Here is a 26,494-nt window from a genome sequence, read left to right as displayed (position 1 = left end):
TGCGTGCCGCCTCGTCGTCGTGCTGCCGTTGCGCCGGGAGACCAAATAGCCTGCGGCGCAATCCGAGTCTGACGCTTGAATGCCGCGCAACGCCTACCGTTCACGGGGTCAAGGGGTGGTAAACCCCTTGATTCAACTTTTTGTCTCACCTTCGTGAACTTCGGCCCAACCTCAACCGGCAGCGAACCTTTCGGCCCGGCGGGCAAATCAATCCCCGCCTGCTTGCCCGTCGCGCCTAGGACCGCGACAAAGGCATTTCACTGGAGAATCCCATGATCATCGACTGTCACGGCCACTTCACGACGGTTCCCAGGCACTTCCGCGATTGGCGTGCCAGCCAAGTCGCGGCGGCCGATGACCTGGCCAATGCGCCCCTCGTGGCCGACGCGCGCGTCAGCGACGACGAGATTCGCGAGGGCATCGAGGGTGGCCAGCTCAAGCTCCAGCAGGAGCGCGGCAGCGACCTCACGCTGTTCTCGCCGATCGCGGGCCTGATGAGCCACCACCTCGGCAACGAGCGCACCAGCCTCGAGTGGGCGAGCGTCTCGAACGATCTCGTGTACCGCGTCACCGAGATGTATCCCGACAACTTCGCGCCGGTCGCCATGCTGCCGCAGAGCCCCTATGCGTCGCCGAAGAATTCGATCCCCGAGCTTCGCCGCGTGGTCGAGGAACTGGGCTTCGTGGGGGTCAACGTGAACCCCGATCCCACCGGCGGCTACTGGACCGGCAAGCCCTTCACCGACCGCGAATGGTACCCTCTGTTCGAGGCGATGTGCGAACTGGACGTTCCGGGCATGGTCCACGTCGCGGCCTCGTGCAATCCGAACTTCCACGGCACCGGGGCGCACTATCTCAACGCCGATACCTCGGTTTTCATGCAGATCCTGCAGAGCGACCTGTTCAAGGACTTCCCGACGCTTCGCCTCGTGATCCCGCACGGCGGCGGCGCGGTGCCCTATCACTGGGGTCGGTATCGCGGGATGAGCCTCGAGATGATGGACCGCCCGCTCGAGGGGCTGCTCGACAACATCTACTTCGATACCTGCGTCTACCACCATCCGGGCGTCGAGCTGCTGACCAAGGTCGTGCCGACCTCGAACGTGCTGTTCGGTTCGGAAATGATCGGTGCGGTGCGCGGCTGCGACCCTGATACCGGGCACTATTTCGACGACACCAGGCGCTACGTCGATGCCTGCGAGGCGCTGTCGGATGACGACCGTTTCGCGATCTTCGAGGGCAATGCCCGCCGCGTCTATCCGCGTCTCGACGCGAGGCTCAAGGCCCGCGGGCTGTGAACCGGAGCCTTTGAGCCCGAACCACTGAACAGGCGACGGCGGCACAAGTTATGCCTCGCGGCTGACATTGAACTCCCGCCGCCGTCGCCCCAACCCCAGACTGAAACCCACAGAACGACAGCCGGAGCGCATGGCAACGCTTCCGGCAACGGAGACAGGTGCATGAAATCCAGCTTCGTCGATATCCACCCCCACGTCATTTCCGACGATGAACGGGCCTATCCGCCCGCGCCGCTGTTCGGGAAGCGGTCGGACTGGTCGCAGGAGCGGCCGAGCACCGTGGAGACGCTGATCGCCTCGATGGACGAGGCGAGCGTCGCCAAGGCGGCGGTGGTCCATTCCTCGACCACGTATGGCTTCGACAACAGCTACGTGGTCGACGCCTGCAACCGCCATGCCGGCCGCTTGATCGCGGTGGGCTCGGTCGATGTGCTGGCGCCCGACGCCTGCGAGACGATCCGCATGTGGGTGGACAGGGGGCTCAAGGGGCTGCGCGTCTTCACCGGCGGTTCGACGAAGGAATTCGATCCCAGCGAGCTCGACGATGCGCGCGCCTACCCGGCCTGGGAACTGCTGGGCGAACTGGGCCTCACCATGTGCATCCAGACCGGCCCCGTCGGTCTTCCCGCTGTGACCGCGCTGGCGAGGCGCTTCCCGCAGGTGCCGATCATCCTCGACCACCTCGGTCGCCCCGACGTGACCGACGGGGCGCCTTATGCGCAGGCGCAGGGCCTCTTCGACCTCGCGCCGATCACGAACATCTTTCTCAAGCTCACGCCGCGCATCATGGGTGACAGCGTGAAGGGCGAGGCGCGCCCCGAGACGCTGTTCCCCAGGCTCGTCGAGGTCTTCGGCGCGAGCCGCATGGCCTGGGGGTCGAACTACCCGACTTCGCCCGGCACGCTGGCCGAGATCAAGGCCACCGCCGAACAGCGCCTTGCCTGCCTTTCGGACGAAGACCGCGAGTGGATCTTCGCGAAGACGGCGCAGAAGCTCTACCCGGCACTGGACGACTGATTTGCCGTCCGCGACAACGGAAAACGGGAACGTGGAGAGAGACGAGATGGACAAGGCACTGGAAGCGCCGGGGCAGCGGGCGGCGACGGCAAGCGTCGCGGGGCCCGCCCGTTCCGCTGCCAGTCTCGCTGCCAGCCCGGCCAGCTGGGCGGTGCTGGGGTTGCTGGCGCTGGGCGTGATGATCGCCTTCGTCGACCGCACGAGCGTCTCCTCCGCGCTCGCCGACGCGCCGTTCATTGAGCACTTCGGGCTGACCGACGTCGATCGGGGCTGGGTGAACGCGGCATTCTTCTGGTCCTATGGCATGATCCAGATCCCCGCAGGGTGGGTCGTCGACCGCTACGGCGTCAAGACGCCCTACACGGTGTGCTTCGTGCTGTGGTGCGTGGCGACCGCGGTGACGGGGATGATCTCCTCGCTCATGGCGCTGGTGCTCATGCGCTTCATCGTCGGCGCTGCCGAGGCGGTGGTCATGCCCGCCAGCTACCGCTGGATCCGCAACAATTTTCCCGAGGGCCAGAGCGGCACCGCGGTGGGGATCTTCGCGATGGGCAACAAGTTCGGACCCGCGATCGGCGCGCCGATCGCGGCCTGGCTGATCACCGCCTACGACTGGCGGGTGATGTTCATCGCGACGGGCGCGGTCGGCCTCGTCTGGCTGCTGCCGTGGATGGGCCTCGTCAGGAACGACCTGCCGCGCAAGGCCGACATGGCCGCGATCCGGCGCAAGGCCTCCTCGGTGACCTTCGCCAGCATCCTTTCGAGCCCGCTCGTCTGGGGCACGCTGGTGGTGAACTTCTGCTACGGCTACTTCACCTTCTTCTGCATGACCTGGATGCCCAGCTACCTCGTCGAGCGGCGCGGGCTCAGCCTCGAGACCTCGGGTCTGTTCACCTTCTTCAGCTTTGCTGGCATCGCCATCGTCGCCGTTATCGCTGGCTGGCTCGCGGACCGGGTGATTGCGCGTGGCGGCGATCCGGTCTTCGTGCGCAAGGCTTTCGTCATCGCCGGTTTCATGGGCGCCTGCACGGTCTTGCTGGGGGCCTATGCGACCTCGCTCGATGCGGCGCTGTTCTGGAACGTGTTCTCGCTCTCGTGCCTGGGTCTTGCCACCGCGAACAACCTCGCGCTCTGCCGGCTGACGCTGATCCCGGCGCCCGCGGTTGGCCTGGTAACGGGCGTGCAGCAGGTGGCGACGAGCCTTGCCGGCGGGGTCGCGGCAAGCCTTTCGGGCTGGCTGCTCCACGTCTCGGGCGGATACGACCTGCCGATGATGGTGATCTTCGTGTTCCTCGTGATCGGCGCGCTGACTACCTGGCTGGTGCTGCGTCCCGAGTGGGCGCCGAAGATCTCGGACGAAGCGGCCGGGTGAGGGGCAGCCTGGGCGGGCAGCTTGCAATCGCCCACGGCGCACATTGAATGGGCGGGAGCGGCCAGCGCTCCCTAGGGCCCGGATGACCGCGCGGCACGGCCTGCGCATGAAACGGATTTCACGAGAGGACGCGAGATGGCTGAGATCGTATTCGGCATGGCGGTTCCGCACAGCGGCATGCTCGGGCAGGCGCCCGAGGACTGGCTGAACAATGGCGAGCGCGACCGCAGGAACCCCGAGCTCTGGTATCAGGGTCGCACCTGGACCTACCCCGAACTCGAGGCCGAGCGCGGCGCCGCCTTCGCCCCCTTCCTCACCCTCGAGGAACGCACCGAACGGGCCGGGCGCTGCCGCGCCGCGCTCGACGAAATGGCCGAGGCATACGCGCGGGCCAAGGTCGATGTCTGCATCGTGCTCGGCAAGGACCAGAAGGAAATCTGGCCCGACCAGTCGCCCTCGATCACCATCTACACCGGCGAGCAGGTACACAACGGCCCGCCGCAGCGCCCCGTCTACGCGCCCGACCACCACGTCGTGCATGAGGCCTATCCCGAGCTCGCGACCTACCTGATCCAGGCCTTCCAGAAGGAGGGCTTCGACCTCAACGATCTCCAGAAGTGGCCGCAGAACACCTGGATGGAAAGCCGCCAGGGCTATGCGCCGGACTACCCGGTGGTCCCGCATGCCTACAGCTTCGTCTACCACCAGATCATGCGCGACGAAGTGCCGCGCCACGTGCCGGTGCTGTTCAACCTGTTCTATCCGCCGACGCAGCCCTCGATGGCGCGCTGCATCGAATTCGGCCGCTGCTTGCGCGATGCGATCGAGGCCTGGCCGGAAGACGTGCGCGTGGCCGTGATCGCGAGCGGCGGGCTCTCGCACTTCGTCAACGACGAGGTCTTCGACCGCGACGTCATGGAGAAGCTGGCGAACTACGACTACGAAGGCCTCGCCGCGATCCCCGACACTTATTACCAGTCGGGCACCAGCGAGGTGAAGATCTACTCGATCGTGATGATGGCGCTCCAGCACACCGGCGCGAAGATGACGCTGGTCGACTACGTTCCCTGCTGGCGCACCGAGGCGGGCACGGGCGAGGGCATGGGCTTCATGTACTGGCAGCCTGAGGAATAGAGACGGAAAAAGGGTCGGGCTTCCTCGCGAATTCCGGCCCTTATTCGATGGCGGCGGTCGCCGGTTCAATCGCGCGATGTCGCCCGGCAGAGGGTAGGGCATAGGCCTGAGACCGGGGCAAGGCCCTAAAACGAGAGATCACGACAATGACCGATACCCGCCTCAACGGCATCATCCGCGCGCTCGAAAGCGGCAAGCCCGCCTTCACCTGCTTCGCCAAGGTCGACAAGCTGACCGCGCAGGAAATGACCGACGCGCCCTATGACGGCGTGGTCTTCGAGATGGAGCACAATCCCTACGACGTCTCCGCGCTCGGCGATGCGCTCCAGTACATGCTCAATCGCAAGCGGATCGCCGAGACCGGTTCGGTGGCGCCTTCGGTCACGCCGATCGCGCGCATCCCTGCGAACGGTGGCGAGATGAACCAGTTCCAGGCGAAGCAAGTGCTCGACCGCGGCGTCTACGGCGTCATCACCCCGCACGTCTCGACGGTCGAGCAGGCTTACAACATGGTCGCCTCGTGCCGCTATGCCAAGCCCACGGGCGCCGCGCTTTACGAACCCAAGGGCATTCGCGGCGACGGCCCGGCGACTGCGGCGCGCTACTGGGGGCTCACCCAGGCCGATTACTACGCCAAGGCCGATGTCTGGCCGCTGGCGCCGCACGGCGAACTGCTGGTGGGCATGATGTGCGAGAGCCCCGAGGCGATCGAGAACCTCGACGACATCCTCGCCAATGTTCCCGGCATCGGCTTCGTGCTGATCGGCGAGGGCGATCTCAGTCAGGCCCTCGGCTACCCGCGCCAGTACGAGCATCCCGAAGTGGTGAGCGCGATGAACCGGATCGTCGAAACCTGCAAGAAGCACGATGTCGTCGTCGGCAACCCGCACGCCAATGCGAAGAACGTCGAGCGCCTGCTCGGCGAGGGCTACCGCTTCCTGATGTCGGCGCCGACGCGCAGCTACGGCGTCGTCGGGCAGGGTCGCGAACTGGCGGGGTACTGATCCGATGGCAAACGGTGCAGAAACGCTCGTCAACACGCTCGTCGACAATGGCGTCGAGGTCTGCTTCGCAAACCCCGGCACCTCGGAGATGCACTTCCTGGCCGCGCTCGACAATCCGCGCATGAAGTCGGTGCTGTGCCTCTACGAAGGCGTCTGCACGGGCGCCGCCGATGGCTGGTACCGCATGAAGGACGTACCGGCCTCGACCCTGCTGCACCTCGGCCCCGGGCTCGCCAACGGCCTTTCGAACATCCACAATGCCAGGCGCGCCTCCTCGGGCATGGTCAACGTGGTGGGCGAGCACTCGGCCTCGCACCTCAAGTACGACCCGCCGCTGACTTCGGACATCGAGGGCCTCGCCCGCCCGCTCAGCCACTGGGTGCGCCGCGCCGAAAGCGCGACGAGCATCGCCTGGGACACCGCGACTGCCTGTGCCAAGGCCAGCGAACACCCCGGCCAGATCGCCACGCTTATCCTGCCGGGCGATACCGCCTGGAAGGATGCGGGCGCGTCGGCCCTGCCCAAGGGTCTGGTCCGCGCACGGCCCGCGCCCGACCAGGCGCGCGTCGATGAAGTCGCCAAGGTCCTGCGCTCGGGCGAGCCGACGCTGCTGATCCTCGGCAACAAGGCGACGCGCAGTCGTGCGCTCGATCTTGCGGGCGTGGTCGCGGCCGGCACCGGATGCCGGCTCGGCTCGCAGTTCTTCACCGCGCGGATCGAACGCGGCGCCGGCCGCACCCCGCTCGAGCGCATCCCCTACGCGGTGCCGCTGGGGCAGGCCTTCCTCAAGGACTTCAGGCACATCGTCACGCTGGAGACCAAGGAGCCCGTCGCCTTCTTCGCCTATCCCGACAAGCCCAGCCTCCTGAAGGCGCCGGGCACCACGGTCCATTCGCTGGTGGCCGAGGACGAGGACAGCGAAGCTGGGCTCGCCATGCTGATCGACGCGCTCGGCCTCAAGGGAGCGGCATCGCTGGTGCAGGAGCGGATCGAGACATCGGCGCCCAGCGGCGCGCTCAATCCCGAGACCATCGCGCAGGCCCTCTCGGCGGCACTTCCCGAGAACGCGATTCTCGTCGACGAATCGCTGACGACGGGACGCCAGACCATGGGCCTCACCATGGGCGCGCGCCCGCACGATCTCATCAACAACATGGGCGGCTCGATCGGCTACGGCACCCCCGTCGCCACCGGCGCGGCCATGGCCTGTCCGGATCGGCGGACCTTCTGTATGGTGGGCGACGGTTCGGCGATGTACACGATCCAGTCGCTCTGGACCCAGGCGCGCGAGGGGCTGCCGATCACCACGATCATCTTCGCGAACAACCAGTACGCGATCCTCAAGGCCGAATACACGAACATGGGCGCGGGCCAGCAGCCCGGCCCGCAGGCCATGGCGATGATCGACATCGACCGTCCGACCATCGACTGGGTGGCCATGGCGAAGTCCATGGGCGTGCCCGGCGTGCAGGTCGATAATGCCGAAGATTTTTACGCGCAGATGGCGCGCTCGGCCGAGATGGACGGGCCGTGCCTGATCGAAGTGAAGCTTTACTGAGCCGGGAAGAGAGTGATGACCCAGAATGACGTCCTGACCCTTCGGGCCAACGTACAGGACTACCCGCAGACCCAGGCGCTCAAGGACGGACGCGTGTCCTCCGAGATTGTCGCGCTCGATTTGTGCGGGCCCGAAAAGGCGCACAACGGATTCAAGGCCATGTTGCGCGAGAACGCCTTCGACTGCGGCGAACTGGCAATCGTGACCTGCCTCCAGGCCCGGGTCTACGGCAAGCCTTGGGTTCTGCTGCCGGCGCCGATCTCGGGCCGCTTCCAGCACCACTGCGCCGGCTTCAACCGTGAACTTGGCCACCTCGATCCCAGGGATATCGAGGGCAAGAAAGTCGGCGTGCGCACGTATGCGCAGACCACCGGGCTGTGGGTGCGCGGCGTGCTGCAACACGAATACGGGGTCGATCTCGACAAGGTGACGTGGATGACGGTGGGCGACGGCCACTTGCTTGAATACACCGATCCCGAAAACTGCGTGCGCCTGCCCAAGGGCTCTGACATCGGCCAGATGATGCTCGACGGTGACCTCGCCGCGACGCTCCAGGGCGTCGACCTCCCCAAGGACCCGCGCGTCGAGAGGCTCGTTCCCGATCCCTTCAACGCCGCGAAGGAATGGTTCGCGAGACAGGGCGTGGTGCCTATCAACCACATGTTCGTGGTGCACCAGGATCTCACGAAGAACCGCCCCGATGTCGTGCGCGAACTCTATCGCATGATCGAGGAGAGCCGGAACCTCACTGAGGGCGGGCTTCCCGATCCGTTCCCACCGATGGGCCTGGAGGCCAACCGCAAGGGTATCGAACTCGCCATCGACTGGGCCTTCGAGCAGAAGATCATCCCGCACAGGATCGCCGTCGACGAGCTCTTCGACGACGTGACTGCTTCGTTGGGATGAGCAGTCCGGGGGGCTGTTGCAAAGTTTTACGCGGCAGCCGCCTCGAATTGGTATGCTAGGGCCAAATTCCGGGTCTCGTTGACGAAGAACATCGGACTCTTTCGGAACATGTGGAAGAGTCGATGTCCCCGAGGATCATCGCGGCGGTGTGCTCGGCCATGCAGGTCGTCTCAGGTTTCAGCCACGAGCCGAAGGTGTATTTCGAGGCCCCGCCCTCGCAAGACGTGTCACGGGAAATGCAGAGTTTCCTGGCGTGGTCCGCCGCCACATCTCCCGAGGGGAGAAGACCGCTGCCGGGCTTGACCCGGGCCGGGATCGCTCACCTTTACTTCGTGTCGATCCATCCCTTTGAGGATGACAACGGACGCGTGGCTCGTGCGCTAGCCGAGAAAGTGCTGTCACAGGCCATCGGCCGTCCCAGCCTGATTGCCCTTTCACATGGCATCGAGCGCAAGCGGGGTGCCTATTACGACGCGCTGGAAGCAGCCAACAAGCACAACGAAATCACCACTTGGCTAACCTATTTCGCCGAAACCGTGCTGGACGCCCAGACGCACAGCCTTGCCCTGGTCGACTTTCTTATCACCAAGACCCAATTCTACGACCGCTTCCGGGACCGGTTCAACGAGCGGCAAGCGCGCACCATTGCCCGGATGTTCCGCGAAGGGTTGGACGGTTTCACCGGGGGGCTGAGCGCGGCCAACTACATCACCATCACCGGCACCTCTCGTGCGACTGCAACCCGCGATTTGCACGAGTTGGTTGATATGGGCGCACTGAGGCAGACCGGCACGCTGAAATCCACCCGCTACTATCTCGACTTGGGCCGGTAGCGGGCCACGACCCATTCCGGACGCTCAGGCACCAGTTCTCGTTTGCCTGGTGCGGAAGGTCCGCTATTTTGAAAGCGGACCCTCCCGCGAGCAAAGTGTGCTCGCAAGGATGGCGACCGTTAACGCGCCCCTCCCATACGACCATTTGCGGCAAGAATTTCGCCTATCTCACCTGCTCGTGATAATTGCGACTATTCATATCGGGCGTCAGGTTTGAAACAGTGTGAGCAATAACGACGGCTCCTGATTGGCGATGGCCAGCGCTTTTACGGCAAGCTGCTCGCGCGCCTGAAGAGCCTGAAGCTTTGCCGCTTCGCTGGCCATGTCGGCATCGACCAGATTGCCGAGCGCTTCGGTCATCACGTCTGTGCGGGCAACGCTTGCCGCCTTGAGGCCCGCGATATTGCGGGAGTGGGCACCAAAGTAGCTGAGGGCCGACAATACCTTAGCGCTCGCGCCGGCAATCAAGTCGGCAACGGCTTGCGGGTCCGTCCAGTCCAGCGTGTCCAGCCCCAGCCCTCCAGGGCTGAGGTCCCGAGAATAGATGCGAGTGGTGCCCCCCTTCAGGTCGTCCGCAAAATCAAAAGGCGTCGTGGCGTAGGCGGAAGTGTAAAGCGCCTGCACTCGGGTGGAGACATCGGCGGTGGTGTAGGGCGTGGCGCCGATGTCGCGCATCGATACAGCGCCGATGGCCCAGGCGCTGGCGGGGTCGTAGGTCGATCCGTTGACCGATACCGTGAGCGGCCCGAGCGCCGGATCGTAATCGAAACTCAGGACACTCAGGCCCGATACGGGCACGCCTGCATCCACCGGGGCGCCGCCGCTGGCAGCAGTTTGTCCGGTTGCGGCGATGCGCACGCCGTTTTGCCAGATCTCCATAGTATCGGGCAGGTCGTAGGCGTCGAAGGTCAGGTCGACATGGGCGGCGTTGGGGCCGGCGTCGACTTCGTAATTGGCCTGAACGCCGATCGGCAAGGCCCGCTCGCCCAGGGGATCATCACGCAGGGCAGAGACTTCTTCGGGATTTAGAGGGCCCGCCGCATTCTCGGTCACGGCATGGGTTTCGTAGATGATCTCGCTGTCCCAGCGCTCACTGGGCGAGGGGATGGGCTCGGCCGGATCCTGCAATTGCAGGCCTTCGATGCCAGCCCCGCCGCTGCCGCCAAGGATGCGTATCTCGATGTCCTGTCCGTTGCCTGTGATAGGGACGGGGATGGCATCAGGGTCGGGATCAGGGGCGGGGGCAGGCGCGGGGTCATAGTCAAAGCTGAGAATGAACGGGCCTTCCTCGGCGCTTGACGGACCGACTTCCGCGCCATCGGCAGCGTAGGGCTGTCCAGAGGCTGCCACGCGCACCCCGCCTTGCCAGATCTCCACTCGCGCGGATCCGTAAGAATCCGAGAAATTGGTGATGCCGGTGTCTATCAACAGGTTCACGCGCCCGGCTGTCGAGCCACCATCTACGGTGTAGGTATGAGCGGCATTATCACTGACGTAGCGGACATCGGGACCGTAAATGCTGCCGACCGGATTGATGAGATCATTGAAACTCTGCGGCGTCAGTGCCGAATCCGGGAGAGACAGCCGCCGGGTGCCGGATAGGACGGCTTCCAGGCTATCCTCCGGCATGGCGGCGCCGTTGTGGTTGTAATCCAACCAGGCGAGTAGCTTGCCCGGGCTCACCGTGGAACTGGGGAGACTGTAATGGGTCTGCGTGGTGGTGCGGGTTGCGGGCTTTCCCTTCAGCAAGTTGACGCCGGCAAACTGGGATGAATCGACCGTAGATCCGATCTGCGCGATCAGGCCTTCCATATCGGCACGAATAGCTTTTGTGCTGCCCGGGTCGTTCGCTGCCCCAATCAGCAGAAGCGATTTTTCGTGAAGGGTCGTCATTAGGTCGCTCACCGCCTCGCCACCGGAAATGGCGACATCCGTAATTGAATTCCAGCGGTCCAGCGTATCGCCAAGGGACTTTTGCAGGAGCAGATCGCCACGAACGGTCTGGGCACGGACGAACGAGGCGCTGTCGTCCTTGGTGCTCGTCACACGTAGCCCCGTCGCTACCCGTGATTGCCTGACTTCAAGGCCGGATCGAATGGATTCCAGAACGCGAAGTGCCGCCAAAGCACTTGCGTTCGTTTTGATTGAAGACATGTCGCACGCTCTTTCGCTCTTTATTGTCTATTTTTAGAGCGGTTGGTGCATAAATTTGGCTAACGCCTTATATTTATGATGAAATATCCTGTTAATTTGCAGGCTTTTTGAAACAATGCGCTGGGAAAAATTGTCCGATCAAATCACGATTGTGCGCAAGCGCGTTATCCGGGATTTTCCCGGAGACATGCTCGCTCGAACGCTTTTGCTGGCAATCGCCTTGCGGCTTCGAACCCAGTGCCTTCATTCTGGTGACACTGAATTCAAAGGACAAACACCACGTTACCCCGAGCAAGGGATGCAATATCCTGCATTTCCGACACGGACAGTCCGGAAACGTCGCGAAAAGTGAGCTTTGCCCCCGAATTAGCCGCGCAGCTCGCTAACGATTGGAGGTGCATGGCTGGGTAGCCTTGAATACTCATGTCCAAGCCGCCACCGCGAGAAACGATCCGGCGAAGATCAAGAAAATGCATAATTTCCTCTGGTTGGTGATATCGCCAAGAACTTGTGCTGGACGGTGGAAAGTCCTGGATTTTCCCGAATTTTAGATCGCACCGCACATTAAACGACACCTTGAACTCAGCGGATTCCGCAATCCGCTGTCGATACAGCCTAGCGGCTTGCCAGACGCGCAGCGTAAAATGTCTAAGAATAGACTAGGGCTCGGGTGAGGGCCCGCGAAACATACTGGGGGGGCAGCGGACCCTCGTGCACAGAAGTACACATCTCGTTAAGAGACGGGGTATTGTCTTTAAAATCAATCTGCCAGACAATTAAAAAATACTGTTATCAGTAATATATACGGAGAGAGGCGGTTGATCTGAATTGTAAGGGGCTGTTTGGAAAATCGTTGGCGAGGGTTGTCGCAAGGCTCTGCATCTGATTCAGGTTCTAGATGTGGCCCTATCAGAGTTGAGGGCACATGGCCCAGATTGCCAAGAAGACGAAACGCTATCCCAGTGATCTGACCGATGAGGAATGGGATCGCCTTGCGCCCCTGATGCCCAAGCCGGGGCGCCGGGGGCGTCCACACGAGGTAGATTTTCGCGAGGTAATCAACGCTGTGCGCTACCTTGTTCTGTCGGGCTGTGGCTGGCGGATGATGCCGATCCATTTCGGGGCATGGCAGACGGTTTGTGAGCAAGCTGAAAAACAGCCCCCCCTATGTCCGCGAATGACGCTCAGCTATCGATTGCCATTTGTCAGGTGCGGAAGGGCACCTACCCCATCTGCGCGCTCAGACCTGGTCGGCTTCGAGCTGGCAGTTTTCAGGTAGCCGAAACTAGGCGGCGTGGACACATTCCGCGTTGCCACGGCTGGAGACAAAAGCCGTCAATTCAAGAAGGTGAGGCGCAGGAGTATGTCGATACTTCCAGCCGAGCCGACGCCGAAGGGACGGCTTTTGCCTCCAGCCCCGTAGGGGTTGCCCTGCAAGCTGCGCCAGCAGCGTTGCTCCGCCTTGAAAGAGGCCCGCTCTTCCTGCGGCTTCGCGCCTTGCTGGCGCAGCTTGCAGGGCAACCCTGGCAATGCGGAATGTGTCCACGCCGCCTAGGACCAGGCTCCCGCTGCGAACACACGTGGAGAATCAAGCCACCAGCAACGGCTTGATTTCCTCAATGTCCGCTGCCTGATCCACCAGCAAATCATAATGCGTCTGGAGGTTAAGCCAGAACTCCGGCGTCGTACCAAGTGCCTTGGATAGACGCTTGGCAGTGTCCGGCGTGACCGAAGTCCTCTCCTCGCACAGTCGTTCGATGCGGGTGCGAGGAACATGGATATGCTTCGCCAGCTTGCCAGCAGAAATGCCCATCTCCTCAAGGAACTCATGCTTGAGGATTTCGCCGGGATGGACCGGGGTTTTCAACATCGTCATGGCGTCTCCCTTCAATGATAGTCCATGATCTCTACGTCTTGCGGGCCGCTGTCGGTCCAGACGAAACAGATACGCCATTGGTCGTTGATACGGATCGAATGCTGGCCCTCACGGTCATCGGACAGGGCTTCTAGCCTGTTGCCTGGAGGCGACCGCAGATCGTCCAGATTTACCGCTGCCTCAAGCATGGCTATTTTCCGCAAAGCGGCCCGGAAGATGTCATTCGGGAAGCCCTTTTCCGGCTTGCCCGCCAAGACTTGTTCAACCAACTTGCCCTTGGCGCTCTGTATCATGACTTGATACGTATCATATCATGATACATGCCGCAAGGGGTTTGAACGACCCTTTGCCGTCGTTCAGCCTCTAATTTTTCTTTCCCAGTTCCGGTCGGTCTTCTGTGGATGGCATCGGTGTTATGATCTGGCGCTCGTTCGGGGGCGGTCGTCGTCAGGCCTATTGATGCAGTCGGGGTAGGGTGCTGCCCCTGATGTTGTCCGGGGCCAAGGTCCTATCGGATTTGCAGGCTACAACGCCTTTGCGAGATCCACCACGATGGCCCGGACGGCGCGACCTGAATCCGGCGTGTGGCGCGCAGCTAGTTCGAAGGATACGGCGCCTATACCTTCGACGATTCTGTGAGCCATTGCCCCGCACTCTTCGCGGCGTGATCGGGCAAAGTGACGTTGCGATCATTTCGCCAACGTGCGTTGGAGCGACGGCAAAAGGCCAGTGCCATGCAGGCTTCGGACCTGTCGCCGTTGATCGAACGATCGGGGATCATTGGCACCCACATGCCCGTCCTTGGCCAGGGACTCCATCAAATCTGTTCGCGATTGCTTGCCGCTCGCAGGCGCCGTGTCGAAAGTCGGATCTCCGGTCCCAGCACACTGGTGTCGCGCTCAATCACCATATTGGAATATATATTCTCATTTTTTCGAGGTGTGCTAAGCTGACATCGAAATATCATTGAGGGAGAGAGTAATGCGCAGGGAGTTCGGAAGGCTAGCTTGGCTTGTCCTCGGGCCTGCCGTCTTGGCGTCCGATCCGACGGGTGCGCTGACCGCGCCCACGCCTGTTCCCTTCGAGACACCAGCAGCTGCCAGGCCGCGCATCGTCGTTACCACCGACCCCGAACTCGACGACGCGAACTCGATGATCCGCTACTTGCTCTATGCCAGCGACTATCGGACCGTGGGCCTCGTCTACGCCAGCAGTGCCGTGCACTGGAGCGGCGACATGAAAGGCACTCGCTTCGCGCATGCCGACCGCGAATATTCGAAGCCCGGCGCCGTGACCTGTCCGTGCACTTCGTATCGTTGGCCGACCGGGCAGCTCCATATCGATCGGGCCATCGATGCTTATGCCAAGGTCTATGACAACCTGAAGATGCATGACGCAAACTATCCCACGCCCGATTACCTGCGGTCGATCATGCGCTGGGGCAATACCGAGTTCGAGGGCGATATCTCCCACGATACCGCCGGTTCCGACTTGATCCGCGCGCTCCTGCTCGACGGCGAAGCGACGCCGGTCTACCTGCTGGCTTGGGGCGGTGAAAGCACGATCGCTCGCGCCCTGAAATCGATCGAGGAGGAGTTCGGCAACTCGTCGGACTGGCCTGCGATCAAAGCGCGGGTGAGCGCCAAGGCAGTGATCGTTCCTTCGGGCCACCAGGACGACACGTACGTGGACTACATCAGGCCGGTTTGGCCGCAGGTGCGCTATCTGGAACGCGCCGATGGTGTCCCGGTCGGTTATGGTGCGCAGTCACAGGTCAGCGTGGGTGACGCGGCGTACTATTCAACGGCCTGGATCAGGACCCACGTCCTCGAGCGCGGGCCGATGGGTGCCCTCTACCGGGGCTGGGGCGATGGCCAGCAGATGGTGCCGGGCGACACTTACGATTTCTTCGGGGAAAAGGGCCAAACGGCACAGGAACTGGCCGACGCGGGCTTCGTCGTTTGGACGCCGCCGCAGGAGACGGGCTCGTTCATCAGTGAAGGGGATACACCCACCTTCTTCGATTTCCTCGGCAACGGCCTGGAGGGATATCGCTCGGCCACGCCAGGGGGCTGGGCAGGGCACCGCATGACCCGCGACGATCAGGAGCGCATGGCCGCGATGTACGAACTCTTCATGAAGGACCCGGGCGCCCTCACGAAATTGCCGCGCCGACCTGAAGATCCCTTCGTCGGAGCGGCGCAGCGCGATTTCGCAGGACGCCTTGCCTGGTCGACCGCCTCCTCGTTCGGTGCGGCGAACCACAACCCCGCGATCAAGGTGCAGACGCCGGCCTTCGTGAGCGCACGGCCCGGCCAGACGATCCGGCTTTCCGCGCGCGCCTCCGACCCCGATGGCGATGCAGTGACGATCCGGTGGTGGCGCTGGAAAGCAGCCGACGATTATCCCGGAAGCGTGAACATCTCCCGCGCCGATATGCCCGACGCCCGCCTTACGGTGCCACGTGACGCGAAGGCGGGTCAGGTTTTCCAGATTCTGGCCGAAGCCACCGATTCCGGTTCACCTCGCTTGAGCCACTATGCGAAGGTGCTGGTTACGGTCGCGCCCTGATCCTGAGGGATGGTCCGGTAATGGCGGGCGTCGGCATTCCTCAAATGTCGGATCGTCCCGCCTTTATCCCCGATAAGGCGAGAGACAGGCGGATGTTCATGGCCAGATACAGTCATATTTACCGCTGAGCCGTAGCGGAGTGCGGCTTTCATGCAATCACTCCCTCGCCTTTGACGGCCGCTATTGGGCCGGGCAGTGTTGAGCGCGCGGTGGGGGGCTCCAACGTCAGGCCTGTCCATGCCGGTAGCTCAGCCGCCAATTTCCGCTTCCTGAGAGCCGACCGTCGGCTGTCCCGAGGGGCCAGCACCGAGTGGCCGACATCGACTTACACCTAAAGGGACCTCTTTTCGCAGGTCGGCGCCGGAGAGCGGCGCACCTAACCAAATTTCTTCTTCCAAAATTCAGTCATGGTCCCCGTCGGCTACCTATCTCCTTCCCTTCCTTCTCCGGGAGCTTTGCTCCATTGGTTGCTCTGCCCCGTGGCAAAGTTAGCGCCTTGCACGGTCACGCCTTGGCTCCAGGCACGGATCCGTCAGCGTCCTGATTGCCCTTGTCAGTTCCGACACTTCACCCTCGGCAAAGTGTCGGAACTGACAATCGTCATGCGCCGCAAATTGGGGGATTCTCGTGATTCCTGATTTGTGCTCTATTGATTCAGGTTATGTTTCATGCAGCTGCCCCTCTTGCCATGCGTGCGCCGTCCAGCGATCTGGCGATCCTGCTGGACCAGGTGGCGCAGGCCAGTTCGCGGCCGCGCTACGCCTTCATGGAGCTCAGCCTCATCGCCGAGATCGCTCGCGCCGATGGCAGTGCAGGGCCCTTTGTTGGGCGAGCGGAGCAAAGGCGTTTGCTGCGCGACTGGTTGTGCGAGGCGCTGACGCCCGTTGCCGCCAAAGATCCTCGGCGGGCAGTACTGGCCGAGAAAGTACGCTCGGAGCTGGCAGCGCGCGACGATTGGACTCTTGACCCGGCGCAGGCGGAAGTCCGCATCGAGCAGGAAGTGCGCGAGCGGGCGCTCAGTTCCGGCAAGACCAATCTCAGCCACGCCGTGAGCGAACTCGTCAAGGCAGGGCTTCTGCGCCGGCACTATCGGGGCTTTCGTGTGGACCACGCCAACCGAGGAGGGCAGCGCTACGCGGTTTGCACCCTGATCGGCCGGGCGCGTTGCCTGATTTCATCACGTCAGCCGGCGGCCCGATCAGAGCCGAGGCAAGGCGAGCTCGCACTCCACTGAGCCTCATCAGTCTTGGCAAAGGCATGCGGGGCAAGCGCCAAACCGTCCGAAGGGCGCCTAGAGCCTGTCGAACACCGAGCCCATTCGCGGTGAGAACAGCCGCTCGTACGTCTTGAGCAGGTGCATGTCGGTCATGCCTGCGACATAGTCGCAGATGACCCGGAGATTGCCGCCGGAACCCTCGAACTTTGCCAGTTCCTCGCGAGGCAGCAGACGCTTCGGATCCGCCTGCATGGCTTCGAATACGGCGATGACCATGCCCTGACCCTTGAATTCCAGGTGCTGGACGGCAGGCGAGGCGATCACTTCGCGTACGACGAAATCCTGCAGGGCATCGAGCATCTCGCGCTGGGGGGAGGCCACGCGCGCACTCCAACGCAGGAAGGGTTCGGCAAACTGCGGGCGCTCCACGAACTGGACGGCGGTCAGGAAGTGATGGACCAGACGGCCGATGAAGCGCTTGCGCGAAGCCGCGTTGTTGAAGAGTCCATCGACCATCTGCGCAAAGACGTCGTTTTCGCTCTCTCCGGGATACTTCGCCTTGAGCGCGTTGAGGAACGAGGGGCACTTGTCCTGCAGTGCGGCCGCGAAAGCATCACGACTTACGAGGTCGAGGGCGATCGCGTCCTCGAGGTCATGGACGCCATAGGCGATGTCGTCCGCGGCATCCATGATCGAGCAGTCGAGTGCTTTGTACAGCGGCTTGGCATGCTTGCCTTCCTGCAGGGCAAAGCTCTGGAAGGCCTCGCGATCGGCCGCCGAAAGCGGGTCCAGAATCCAGTCGACCACGTCCTGCTCGCTGTCGTGATAACACTTGGGAGGCTTGCACGAGCGCCCGTCGAGTACCTTGATCATCGATGGTCCCTCGCAAAGCGTAGGAACGATCGAAGGGTTCGCCAGAGTGCTGAAGGCGACAGGGTACTTGAGGACGCCGAGCATCGTGCGCCGTGACAGGTTCGCGCCTGCGCCGGCAGAGAAGCTTTCAAGCCGGGCAAGGATGCGCAGCGTCTGACCGTTACCCTCGAACCCGCCGGCCTCGCGCATGCAGTAGTTGAGCGCGATTTCGCCGCCATGACCAAAAGGCGGGTGGCCAAAGTCATGCGTGCAGCCGATCGAGTGGATCGTTCCCCGGTCGGGCAGCAGCGCGGTTGCCTCATGCCCCGGGAAGCTCTTCTCCAACTGGTGGGCGATACCGCCGGCGATCTGGGCGACTTCGAGCGAGTGGGTGAGGCGGGTGCGATAGAAGTCGCTGTCGCCCAGATTCAGGATCTGCGTCTTTCCCTGGAGTCGCCGAAACGAGGCGGAATGGATGACGCGGGCATAGTCGATGTCGCCATCATCACGGGCGTCTTCCTGCTGCGGGGTCCAGCCTTCGCGGCGAGCAAGCCAGCTCATGGCGTCACCGATCCTCGGAGAGGAAGGGGCGCTTCCGGGAATATGCTGCAGGTTCGCCTGCCCGTTTTTTCGAGGTGACTGTGACTAGCACGGGTATGACCTTGTTGCAGGAGGCGCGGAGTGAACCGGAGTATCTGACGAGAAAGCGTAGCGGAGACTTGATGGCGGAGCAGGCCCGGCTTGTCACGTGGCAGCACTCGATCACGAAGGCTGTCCGACGTCAGAACATATGGCTCAGATTGGAATATGGACTAGCGGAGGGCGATCTTCGTCTGGAGTATGATGTTCTCTGATGAAGCAAACGGCGCTGTTTAATCTGTTGCTGGAAATCCAGACAGGGGTTTAAGCTTGTTTCGGCCTGGGGAACCGGTCGGGAATGAAGAAGATAAGAAAGCGCACGCGCAGTCGAGCCTGCCCCTTGCTTTCAGTTAACAATTAGTATGATAACACAACGTATTATGCGGTGTTGTTACCCCTCAGACTACGCTATGTGTTTGCAAACGTTTGATGCCTCCCATTGTTTGAGGGATCGCATGTTCAGGCCGAGTGTTGCCGTCGCAGGACTTGAGCCCAAATGACGTCGCTCGGTGAGCAGTTGGCGAAGCTGAATCTGGATGCAGGCGACCTCAAGGCGCAAGAAGCTCGGATTCAACAATCCTCACGCACCACGCCGCGATTGGGCAAGCATAAGGGTAACAGTCCGATGCTGGCACTGCCAGTTATCGGTGCGGTATCCCGGATCGAAGCGGGGCGTGGCTTCGGATTTCTGATCGCGGATGGGGGACGGGAAGAAATCTTCTTCCACATCAAGGGGCGGGCCGGGCCTCGCGATCATCAAGCACAGCTGCCTGACGTGGGAGCCCGCGTACTGTTCATGCTGGGCAGCGATCAGCGGCAGGGCAAGAGCAGGATTGCGGCGCAATGGCTGCCGCTTTCCGAAATCTCGCAGCTTTCGGCTTCTCCGTCGCTGACGCAGGCGCAGTTGGATAGCATTCGCCGCGCTGAGCTGGCTGGGTTGGCCTGGCCGAGGTTCTGGACGCTGCTGCGGGCCGATTGGTATCGCAGCCGCTGGAACAACGATGCGCCGACCGATCTTGCAGATCCGGTGCTGGAGGAGGTGTTGAAGGCGCGCATTGCCACACTTTCGCCGCCCGAATTGGAAGGCACGGCACTGTGGGGCAAGTTAGCGCAGGCGCGCTATGGCTTCGTTGCGGGATGGTCCGCAGCCAGGCTCGATCTCGCCTTCGATCTCACGCTGTTCACGCTGCCGCAGTTGTTGGCGCTTGGCGTCCCGCAGCGTGACTGGATGCGCCGCGCGGCACCGTCGCTGCGCGCAAAACTGATGGAATGGCACCTCCATAGCAGGAGCGCGCAGGACTCCCCGGAAGATTGGAGCGAATGGTTCGCCGGTACGCAGGAATTCGAGGCCGCACTTGCCGGGCATGTTCTTGCATCCGGGTTGGCCCTCGATCCGTTTCTTGAAGCGTGGATCGGCGCCCTTGCAGACAAGGGCCTGTTGGAGGGGCCGGGGCTGGATGCCTGGGTCGCGGACAAGCCGGCGCTTGCGCTTGCTCTGTTCGAGAAACTGTCTATCGATCGCAGGGCAGAACTCGTGGCGGGCTGGCGCACCAACCCGGAAACGCTGAGCGCGGAACTGTCGCGCGTGCCAACGCTGCTTTCCTGGCAGGCGCTGTCGATCGATCTGGAAACCGATGGCGAGCGTATCTGGGAGGTCGGTTGCGCGCAGGCCGACGCAGCGAACCTGCTTTATCGCGAGAGTGCTGGCACCACGCCCACGATGGCGCTGGCTCAATTGGTGGAGAAGGCAGGGGCGGCGGCCGTCGTTGTAGGTCATAATCTGCTGGCGTGGGACTGGCCGATTATCTGCAAAGCCACCGGCACAGAGACCATTCCGCTGATCTGGGACACGCTGCTGGTGCAGTTCCTAATCGAACCGCAGGCGGCCTCACACGCGCTCGGCGGGGAACATCGCGCGGACGGTGATGCGCAGGCGGCCCTAGCGCTGTTCAGGCGACAACTCTCCCTTCTGCCCGCCGATTTCGCGCGCCGGGTGTTGCTGGGCGAGTTCGCCGATGCCGCGCAACTGCTGGATGCGATGGCGCGGGTGCTGGAGGGCAGTGCCTATCATCCCCGTACCGCGCCGGAAGCCCTGCTGAACAAGGCGGAGATGGGCCGCCTGCTTGTCCTTCCCCGCGATCGTATTGCAGCGTTCGACTGGGTGCCCGATGTGGTGGTCGCCCCCGCAGGTTCTTCGGTCAGGCTCCCTTGCGATTTGTGCGAGATCGATGCGGCGTTGCTGGAGCGGACGCTACGGGAGAGCGCTCCACTCAGCCCGGCGGCCGCCGTTGTACTAGGCGTTGCCCGTATGACCGCCGCGCAGCGTATATCGCTACGCCGCAACATGATTCCGCGCTGGGTGACGGATGTCGATCAGGCGCTGGCGCAGGCGCTCGACCGCGCCTGCATCACGCCGCGCGGCGGGCGGTTCCGGATTGCAGAAATGCCGCGCGATCTTGCCTGGTGGCGCGATACGGATCCGAACACCTACATCCTGGCCGAACCTGACAATGTGATCGTCCTGCCCGATCCCGCCAGCGCGCACCTTGGCGATCCCGAGGGGCTGCTGCGTGACTGGTCGACGACATCGCTGGTCAGGATGGCGAATGACGGACCGGTCACACATTGGATCGTGCCGGATCGACCCGCCGACATTCTGGAGGTGGCAGGCGGCATCGATGCTTTCGTCACCCTGACGCTGGAGCTTATAGAGCCGCAGGGCGCTGCGATGGATTTCGCGGCGCTGCCCGTCCGCCCGGTGCTGATCACGCGGCGGCATCACGTCCTGCATCCTCACGCGCGCGATCAGGCAGGGTACTGGCAGGACGTGCTGCGTACATGTTGGGAAGTATCGCAGCACCGCGCCGGTGCTACGCCCATCCTGCTGATCGGTAGTTCGCAGAGCCCTGAGCTTGTCCGAATGCTGGAGGCCGGGCTGGCCGAGGTCGGCCTTGGTGAAGTGCGCCCATCGTACCGCAGCAGGCGCGAGCACCTGAGCCGCGCCGCGCGTAAAGGCTTCGTGGTCGTCGATGTGCTGGCCAACTGGCCGCAATGGCAATCGATCGCTGGCAGCGCGGACCTGTCGCTGCAACCGGTGGTCGAAGCGCTGCCGCTGGAGCAGTGGTACGCCTGCGCGCAACGTCGCGTGGCGGAAACCCAGGCCCTTCCGCATAATGTGCGTACTTCCGAGATACTCGAAGCTCTGCCCAAGCTGATCCCGGGCCATCTTTCCAAATGGTTGCATGCGACTGGGTTTGCGCAGCGTTCTGTCGCACCAGTTCTGATCGACCCGCGCCTGTCGTCCGTCGTGCGTGGCCTTGCTGAAAAAGTCGACGTTCTGGCTTTGCACGAAGCGCCGTTCAGCGATGCCGATACCGCGCGGCTCGATAGCGTCATGTCGGCCTTGAGGCTTGAGCGCGAGGAAGCGCCTTCGGGCTATGCCGCGATGGAGCAGTTCCTCGTCAAGCACTGGCAGGGCGGCAGCGATGCGGCGCCCGGCTTCAAGGACACGCAGCGCGGGCCGATGGAAGCGATCAGCGCACGCACCAGTCATGTGCTGGTGTCGCTGCCGACCGGGGAGGGCAAGTCCGTCCTGTTCCAGGTGCCTGCGTTGTGCCGGGGCCTACGCAACCGGCGACTGACCTTGGTGATCTCACCGCTGAAGGCACTGATGCGCGATCAGGCTGAGGGTTTGCGCCAGCGCGGCTTTGCGGTCAGCGCCGACTATCTCAACAGCGATCTGAGGCAGTACGAGGTGGATGAGGTCATGCAGGGGGTGCTCGATCACCGCATCGTCCTGCTTTACGTGGCGCCGGAACGGCTGCGTAGCCCGATCTTTCTGAAAGCGCTGGAAAAGCGGATGAAAGCAGACGGGGGGCTTGAGCATGTCGTCGTCGACGAGGCGCACTGCGTCAACCAATGGGGCTACGAGTTCCGGCCCGATTACTTCCATGCCACCCATCTGTTGCTGGAACGATGCCGGAAATGCCAGGCGTCGCCGGAGGCGGAACCTACGCCGTTCCTGCTGCTGTCCGCCACGATCACCGCATCCGATCGCGAAAGGCTGGAAGCGTTCCTCAGCGGCGTGACCGGCGATGCACCCAGACTGCCGCTACTGGCGAGGCCGGATACTTTTGCCAATCCGATCCGTTCGCACATCGCAATCCGCCCGCAGCGGGTGCCGGGAGCAGGCAGTGCCGGTCTGGCAGCCGCGCTTGCCGCCCGGCTGCCGGTCATCCTCGATGCCATGGCGCAGGCGCGCAGGAACAGCGAGGAGACGAAGCAGCGCAGCGCCGTGATCGTCTTCGTGCAGACACGCAAACTGGCCAAAACACTGGCCGATGAACTTGCCAAGCAAACGGGGGCCAACGTCGGCTTCTACCATGCGGGGCTGGACGCCGGGCTGCGCGAGGAGGTGCACGCCGATTTCAGCCTGGGCAGGCTGGACGTGCTCGTGGCCACCAAGGCCTTCGGGATGGGCATGGATATCCCGCACATCCATTGGGTGCTGCACTTCTCGCCCTCGGGCTATCTGGAGGATTACCTGCAGGAAGTCGGCCGCATCGGTCGCGGCGTGGCGGAGCGCGAGAAGGCGAAGCTGAACCTGCTGTCGGCAGTGCTGCCGCATTCGAGCGCCGACTTCGATCGGATACGTGACTTGCGTGCCCGCAACACCCTTGAGCGGCATGCAGTCGAAGATATTTATCGGGAGGTCCGGGAACACGCGCAGGCCGAGCAGGAAGGGCTACTGTCGATCGTGCCCGCGCATGGCTTCAAGTCCACCGGATCCGAAACCGAACGCCGCGCTGCCACCACCCGGATGCGCATGGCGCTCTACTGGCTTGAGCGGGCGGGCAAGCTGAGGCTGTGCACGTCGCTGCCAGACGTGATGACAATCACCCTGCGTCCCTCACTGCTGGAAACCTTGCGCAGAGAAAAGGGGCCGATCGGGGAACTGGCCGGTCTCCTCCTCGGGCTGGTCACGCCGGGGCAGGAAGGAGCAGATCAGGGACGTGGAAGTCTGACCCGGCTGCTGGAAGGGTTGGCAGACAGGATCGGTCTTGGTCTGTCGCGATCGCCGGGCGGTGGTCGTTTCGCGGCGGGAAATGGGGTGACGTCGGTCGCCGAGATCGAAGCGGTGATCAACCTGACGCAGATACGCTTCCAGAGCGAAACCATGAAGACCAACGACGACGTACTCGCGTGCCTTGTCGATCTGGAGAAGCGCGGCGCGGTATCGCTGCGCCGAGATATCGAGTTCCAGTTGCGCAACCTTGCCAAAACACTGACGGCAGAGGAAATTGCTGCTCTGTTCGCGCTGGTCGATACGGCTGCGATCACGGTACTGCGTCAGTTGAACGGCACTGGGCGCGTCAGCTTCGAGCCGCTGGACCTCGCCGACCTCGGCCCGCTGGCCATGCAGGCGCCCATGCCGGATGGAAAGCAACCTACCGGGGCGGAAATGCGTAAGCTGGAAGCGCGCAACCGGGATATCGAAGCGGCCTATATCAGCGGATTGCGCACGGTGCTGCGGGCATGCGACGTCAAGCTGCAACAGATCGTGATGCCTGACGAGACGGTGCCATGGGAAGCAACACTGGCCGTTTCGGACAATGTCAACGCGATGGCCCGTCGGAAGGCGCTGATCGCCGGGGCGCAGTCGCTTTTTGCGGTCGTTCGCACGCTGCAGGACAAGATCGCGGTTGCCGAGGTAATCGATCGCGTCCGCGCTGCAAACGCACACAAGCGCTTCAGCCACATCGCGCTGAAGCAGACTGCCGGTTTGCTCTCGGCCCTGAAGCTGGTGAGCATGTCCGCCGAGCTTCGCGAGTTCTCGCACGTCGTCCTGCTTCGCGATGAAGGTGAAACTGACGAGGAGGCGGTCTGGCGCGAACTCACCGAGATCAATGATCTTGCCGAAGCGCGTAACCTGGCGATGGAAGTTTTCGCCAATCTGCGACCCGATGCGCAGGATAGCTTCATCAGGGGCTATTTCGAGAAGCCCGACGCCGGGCAGTTGAAGGACTTTCTCGAAACCCAACTGGGCGAAATCGAGCCCGAAGAAAGCGAACAGGGGACGGGCGGGCAGACCGGCAGCCGCATCGCGCAGATGCAGGAACAGCTGCGTGCGACCAAGGCGGTGGAGCTGTTCGACCGGTTCCGCCAATCAGAAGAACCAGCCCAGTGGCAGGCGGTCAGTCATCCTTTCGATCAGCACCTGCTGGTCAACGCTGGGCCGGGCGCGGGCAAGACATTCGTACTTGTCGGGCGCATCGCCCACCTGATCCGCGAACAGCGGATTCAGCCCTCGCAGATCGTCGTCCTGGCTTTCAATCGCGCGGTCGTGTTCGAGATCAGGCGGCGCATCCGCGAACTGTTCAAGTCGCTCGGTTATGCCGCGCACGCGTCGAGGGTGCGCGTCTCGACGATCCACTCCTTCGCCTTGCGCCATCTCGGGCGCGACGGCGGGGACCAGAGCGAAACGGACATGAAAACCGTGCTCCCGACCTTCGCTCGTCGCATGGAAACCGACGAGGCCTTCCGCCGCACTGTTGCCGGGGACGTGCGCTGCATCCTGGTGGACGAGTTCCAGGACGTGACCGAGGACATCTACACCGTCCTTCGCAACCTTCACCGGGGTAGCGAGGAGCGCGCAGGGGTGATGGTGATCGGTGATGATGATCAGGACATCCTGCGCTGGAACCGCCCGGACGGCGCCTTTTCCGAAAAGTATTTCGATCGCTTCGTTGCGGATTTCGGCGGCGAGACGCTGACGCAACTGCTGCTGGCGGTGAATTTCCGCTCCGCCGGGCAGATCGTCGACCGCAGCCAGAAGATGATCGCCGCGTTCTTTGCCGAAAACGAGCGATCACGTCGGCGCAAGATGACGCTCCTGACTGCAAGCCAGGCTGCACCTGAAGCCGTCTCCGTCGAACGCGTGGACTGGAACGGTCAGTCATTCGAAGAGGCGGTCGCGCAAGTCCCCGCAATCTGGCAGCAGTCCGAGGCGCGGGGCGGCGAGACGCTGGCGATCCTGTGCCGCTCAAACGCGGAAGTGGCGCAGGCCCATCGCCTGCTGGAACCGCACATCCCCGGCATCCGTGTGCAAGGCACTGCCAACCTGCGCACGGCTACGTTGCGCCATCATGCGCTGTGGCTGGAGTTCCTGAACCGCGAACTGGAACAGCGCGACGCAACGTTGACGGACGACCTCAAAAGGCAGCTGGTTGGCACCTTCCGCCAGACCACCAAGATTCCCGAATGCAGCGAAGACACGCCGAACCGCATCGACGGGATCGAGGCGCTTTGGGACCTATGCTGCCAGGAGCGCGAATTTCCCCACATCTCCACCCTGATCCGCTTCATCGAGGGCATGCACGGCGACGATATCATCCGCTTGTCCGGCAATACCGCCGGCAGTCCATCGGTGACCGTCTCGACCATCCACAAGGTAAAGGGTTTGGAGTTCGACAATGTAGTCGTGCTGCCCTCCGTCACGCCATTTGGCATGGCGGGCAACCGCGCAGCGCCGGATCTGGTCGGCGCCTCGGCCGAAGAGGCCCGCCTGGTCTATGTCGCGATGACGAGGGCCAAGCGCGGACTATGGTACTTCATGGGCGACCGCGAAGCGTGCTGGGCGCGGCGGCGCCCGGTGCCGTTTGCCGGCCTGTCCATGCAAGGGCTGGTGCTGGAGGGATCACCCGAAGAGGTTGGCTTGGGCTGGGCGATGAGTGCCAGCGCCTTCAATTCGGATCCCGCACAATGCCAAGCTTATATCGAGCGTGAAGTCCGCGTCGGTGATCGCATCGAACTGGGCGGTTCCGGTATGGGCGCGGGCAAGGGTCTTATGCATCGCAGCCCGTCCGGCGAACTGCGGCAGATCGGTTTCGTCGCCAGGAAGTTCGGTACAGGCAGCCGCGATGCGGATTTGAAAGTCAGCGGCGTGATCCGGTTCCATCCGCAGGAACCAGGCGAGGCAGCAACCGCATCTGACTCAGTAAACTGGGGCTATGCCGTACTTATCGCCGGACGTCTGCGCTGAGGCAAAGCAAAGCGGGCGAGCCG

At 63.0% G+C, this 26,494-nt stretch carries 15 protein-coding genes and 1 pseudogene; 12 read left to right on the top strand and 4 right to left on the bottom strand.

Translation table 11 applies throughout. From position 1 onward, the window contains the following. Nucleotides 1-272 precede the first annotated feature (272 nt). From CA833_RS25165 to CA833_RS25130, 8 genes are all read left to right on the top strand, one after another. On the top strand, nt 273-1,298 hold the full coding sequence (locus CA833_RS25165; RefSeq protein WP_207080600.1) for an amidohydrolase family protein: 1,026 nt from the start codon (nt 273-275) through the stop codon (nt 1,296-1,298). A gap of 162 nt (nt 1,299-1,460) precedes the next feature. Continuing rightward, nucleotides 1,461-2,315, top strand: coding sequence for an amidohydrolase (locus CA833_RS25160; RefSeq protein ID WP_207080599.1), 855 nt, complete (start codon nt 1,461-1,463; stop codon nt 2,313-2,315). 31 nt (nt 2,316-2,346) lie between these two features. Further along, nucleotides 2,347-3,687: an MFS transporter gene (locus CA833_RS25155; RefSeq protein ID WP_242526505.1), complete on the top strand. Its 1,341-nt coding sequence runs from the start codon at nt 2,347-2,349 to the stop codon at nt 3,685-3,687. A 135-nt stretch (nt 3,688-3,822) separates the two neighbouring features. After that, nucleotides 3,823-4,821: a protocatechuate 3,4-dioxygenase gene (locus CA833_RS25150; protein ID WP_207080598.1), complete on the top strand. Its 999-nt coding sequence runs from the start codon at nt 3,823-3,825 to the stop codon at nt 4,819-4,821. Between the two features lie 146 nt (nt 4,822-4,967). Further along, nucleotides 4,968-5,825, top strand: coding sequence for an HpcH/HpaI aldolase/citrate lyase family protein (locus CA833_RS25145; RefSeq protein WP_207080597.1), 858 nt, complete (start codon nt 4,968-4,970; stop codon nt 5,823-5,825). Nucleotides 5,826-5,829: 4 nt separating this feature from the next. Beyond that, complete coding sequence (locus CA833_RS25140; protein ID WP_207080596.1) at nt 5,830-7,383, top strand: acetolactate synthase large subunit; 1,554 nt, start codon at nt 5,830-5,832, stop codon at nt 7,381-7,383. A gap of 15 nt (nt 7,384-7,398) precedes the next feature. Continuing rightward, the gene (locus CA833_RS25135; RefSeq protein WP_207080595.1) at nt 7,399-8,289 is read left to right on the top strand and encodes a phosphate ABC transporter substrate-binding protein; all 891 of its coding nucleotides are present in this window, start codon (nt 7,399-7,401) and stop codon (nt 8,287-8,289) included. 122 nt (nt 8,290-8,411) lie between these two features. Further along, nucleotides 8,412-9,122, top strand: a complete 711-nt coding sequence (locus CA833_RS25130) for a Fic family protein (RefSeq protein ID WP_242526504.1) — start codon at nt 8,412-8,414, stop codon at nt 9,120-9,122. 207 nt (nt 9,123-9,329) lie between these two features. On the opposite strand, the gene CA833_RS25125 is transcribed toward CA833_RS25130, so the two are convergent. Next, on the bottom strand, nt 9,330-11,276 hold the full coding sequence (locus CA833_RS25125) for a flagellin (protein WP_207080594.1): 1,947 nt from the start codon (nt 11,274-11,276) through the stop codon (nt 9,330-9,332). Between the two features lie 925 nt (nt 11,277-12,201). Here CA833_RS25125 and CA833_RS25120 point away from each other — a divergent pair. After that, nucleotides 12,202-12,414, top strand: a pseudogene (locus CA833_RS25120) (transposase); the annotation flags it as partial. Between the two features lie 450 nt (nt 12,415-12,864). Here CA833_RS25120 and CA833_RS25115 read toward each other — a convergent pair. Both CA833_RS25115 and CA833_RS25110 read right to left on the bottom strand, forming a co-directional pair. Next, entirely contained in the window at nt 12,865-13,152 is a 288-nt protein-coding gene (locus tag CA833_RS25115) for a HigA family addiction module antitoxin (protein ID WP_242526503.1), read from the bottom strand. A gap of 11 nt (nt 13,153-13,163) precedes the next feature. Further along, nucleotides 13,164-13,445 carry a type II toxin-antitoxin system RelE/ParE family toxin gene (locus CA833_RS25110; protein WP_207080593.1) on the bottom strand — a complete coding sequence of 94 codons (282 nt, stop codon included), beginning with the start codon at nt 13,443-13,445 and terminating at the stop codon, nt 13,164-13,166. Nucleotides 13,446-14,184: 739 nt separating this feature from the next. Here CA833_RS25110 and CA833_RS25105 point away from each other — a divergent pair. Continuing rightward, on the top strand, nt 14,185-15,723 hold the full coding sequence (locus CA833_RS25105; protein WP_207080592.1) for a DUF1593 domain-containing protein: 1,539 nt from the start codon (nt 14,185-14,187) through the stop codon (nt 15,721-15,723). Nucleotides 15,724-16,384: 661 nt separating this feature from the next. Continuing rightward, the gene (locus CA833_RS25100; protein ID WP_207080591.1) at nt 16,385-16,957 is read left to right on the top strand and encodes a hypothetical protein; all 573 of its coding nucleotides are present in this window, start codon (nt 16,385-16,387) and stop codon (nt 16,955-16,957) included. A 57-nt stretch (nt 16,958-17,014) separates the two neighbouring features. Here the strand turns inward: CA833_RS25100 and CA833_RS25095 are convergent, their stop codons facing one another. Next, complete coding sequence (locus tag CA833_RS25095; RefSeq protein ID WP_207080590.1) at nt 17,015-18,352, bottom strand: anti-phage deoxyguanosine triphosphatase; 1,338 nt, start codon at nt 18,350-18,352, stop codon at nt 17,015-17,017. Between the two features lie 574 nt (nt 18,353-18,926). Here CA833_RS25095 and CA833_RS25090 point away from each other — a divergent pair. Beyond that, nucleotides 18,927-26,471: a UvrD-helicase domain-containing protein gene (locus tag CA833_RS25090; RefSeq protein WP_207080589.1), complete on the top strand. Its 7,545-nt coding sequence runs from the start codon at nt 18,927-18,929 to the stop codon at nt 26,469-26,471. The last annotated feature ends 23 nt before the right edge of the window (nt 26,472-26,494 follow it).

The organism is Novosphingobium sp. KA1, from assembly GCF_017309955.1.
In the GTDB taxonomy this organism is placed as follows: domain Bacteria; phylum Pseudomonadota; class Alphaproteobacteria; order Sphingomonadales; family Sphingomonadaceae; genus Novosphingobium.
Note: the sequence above shows the minus strand (reverse complement) of the source record. Positions and strands in the feature narration are given on the sequence as shown.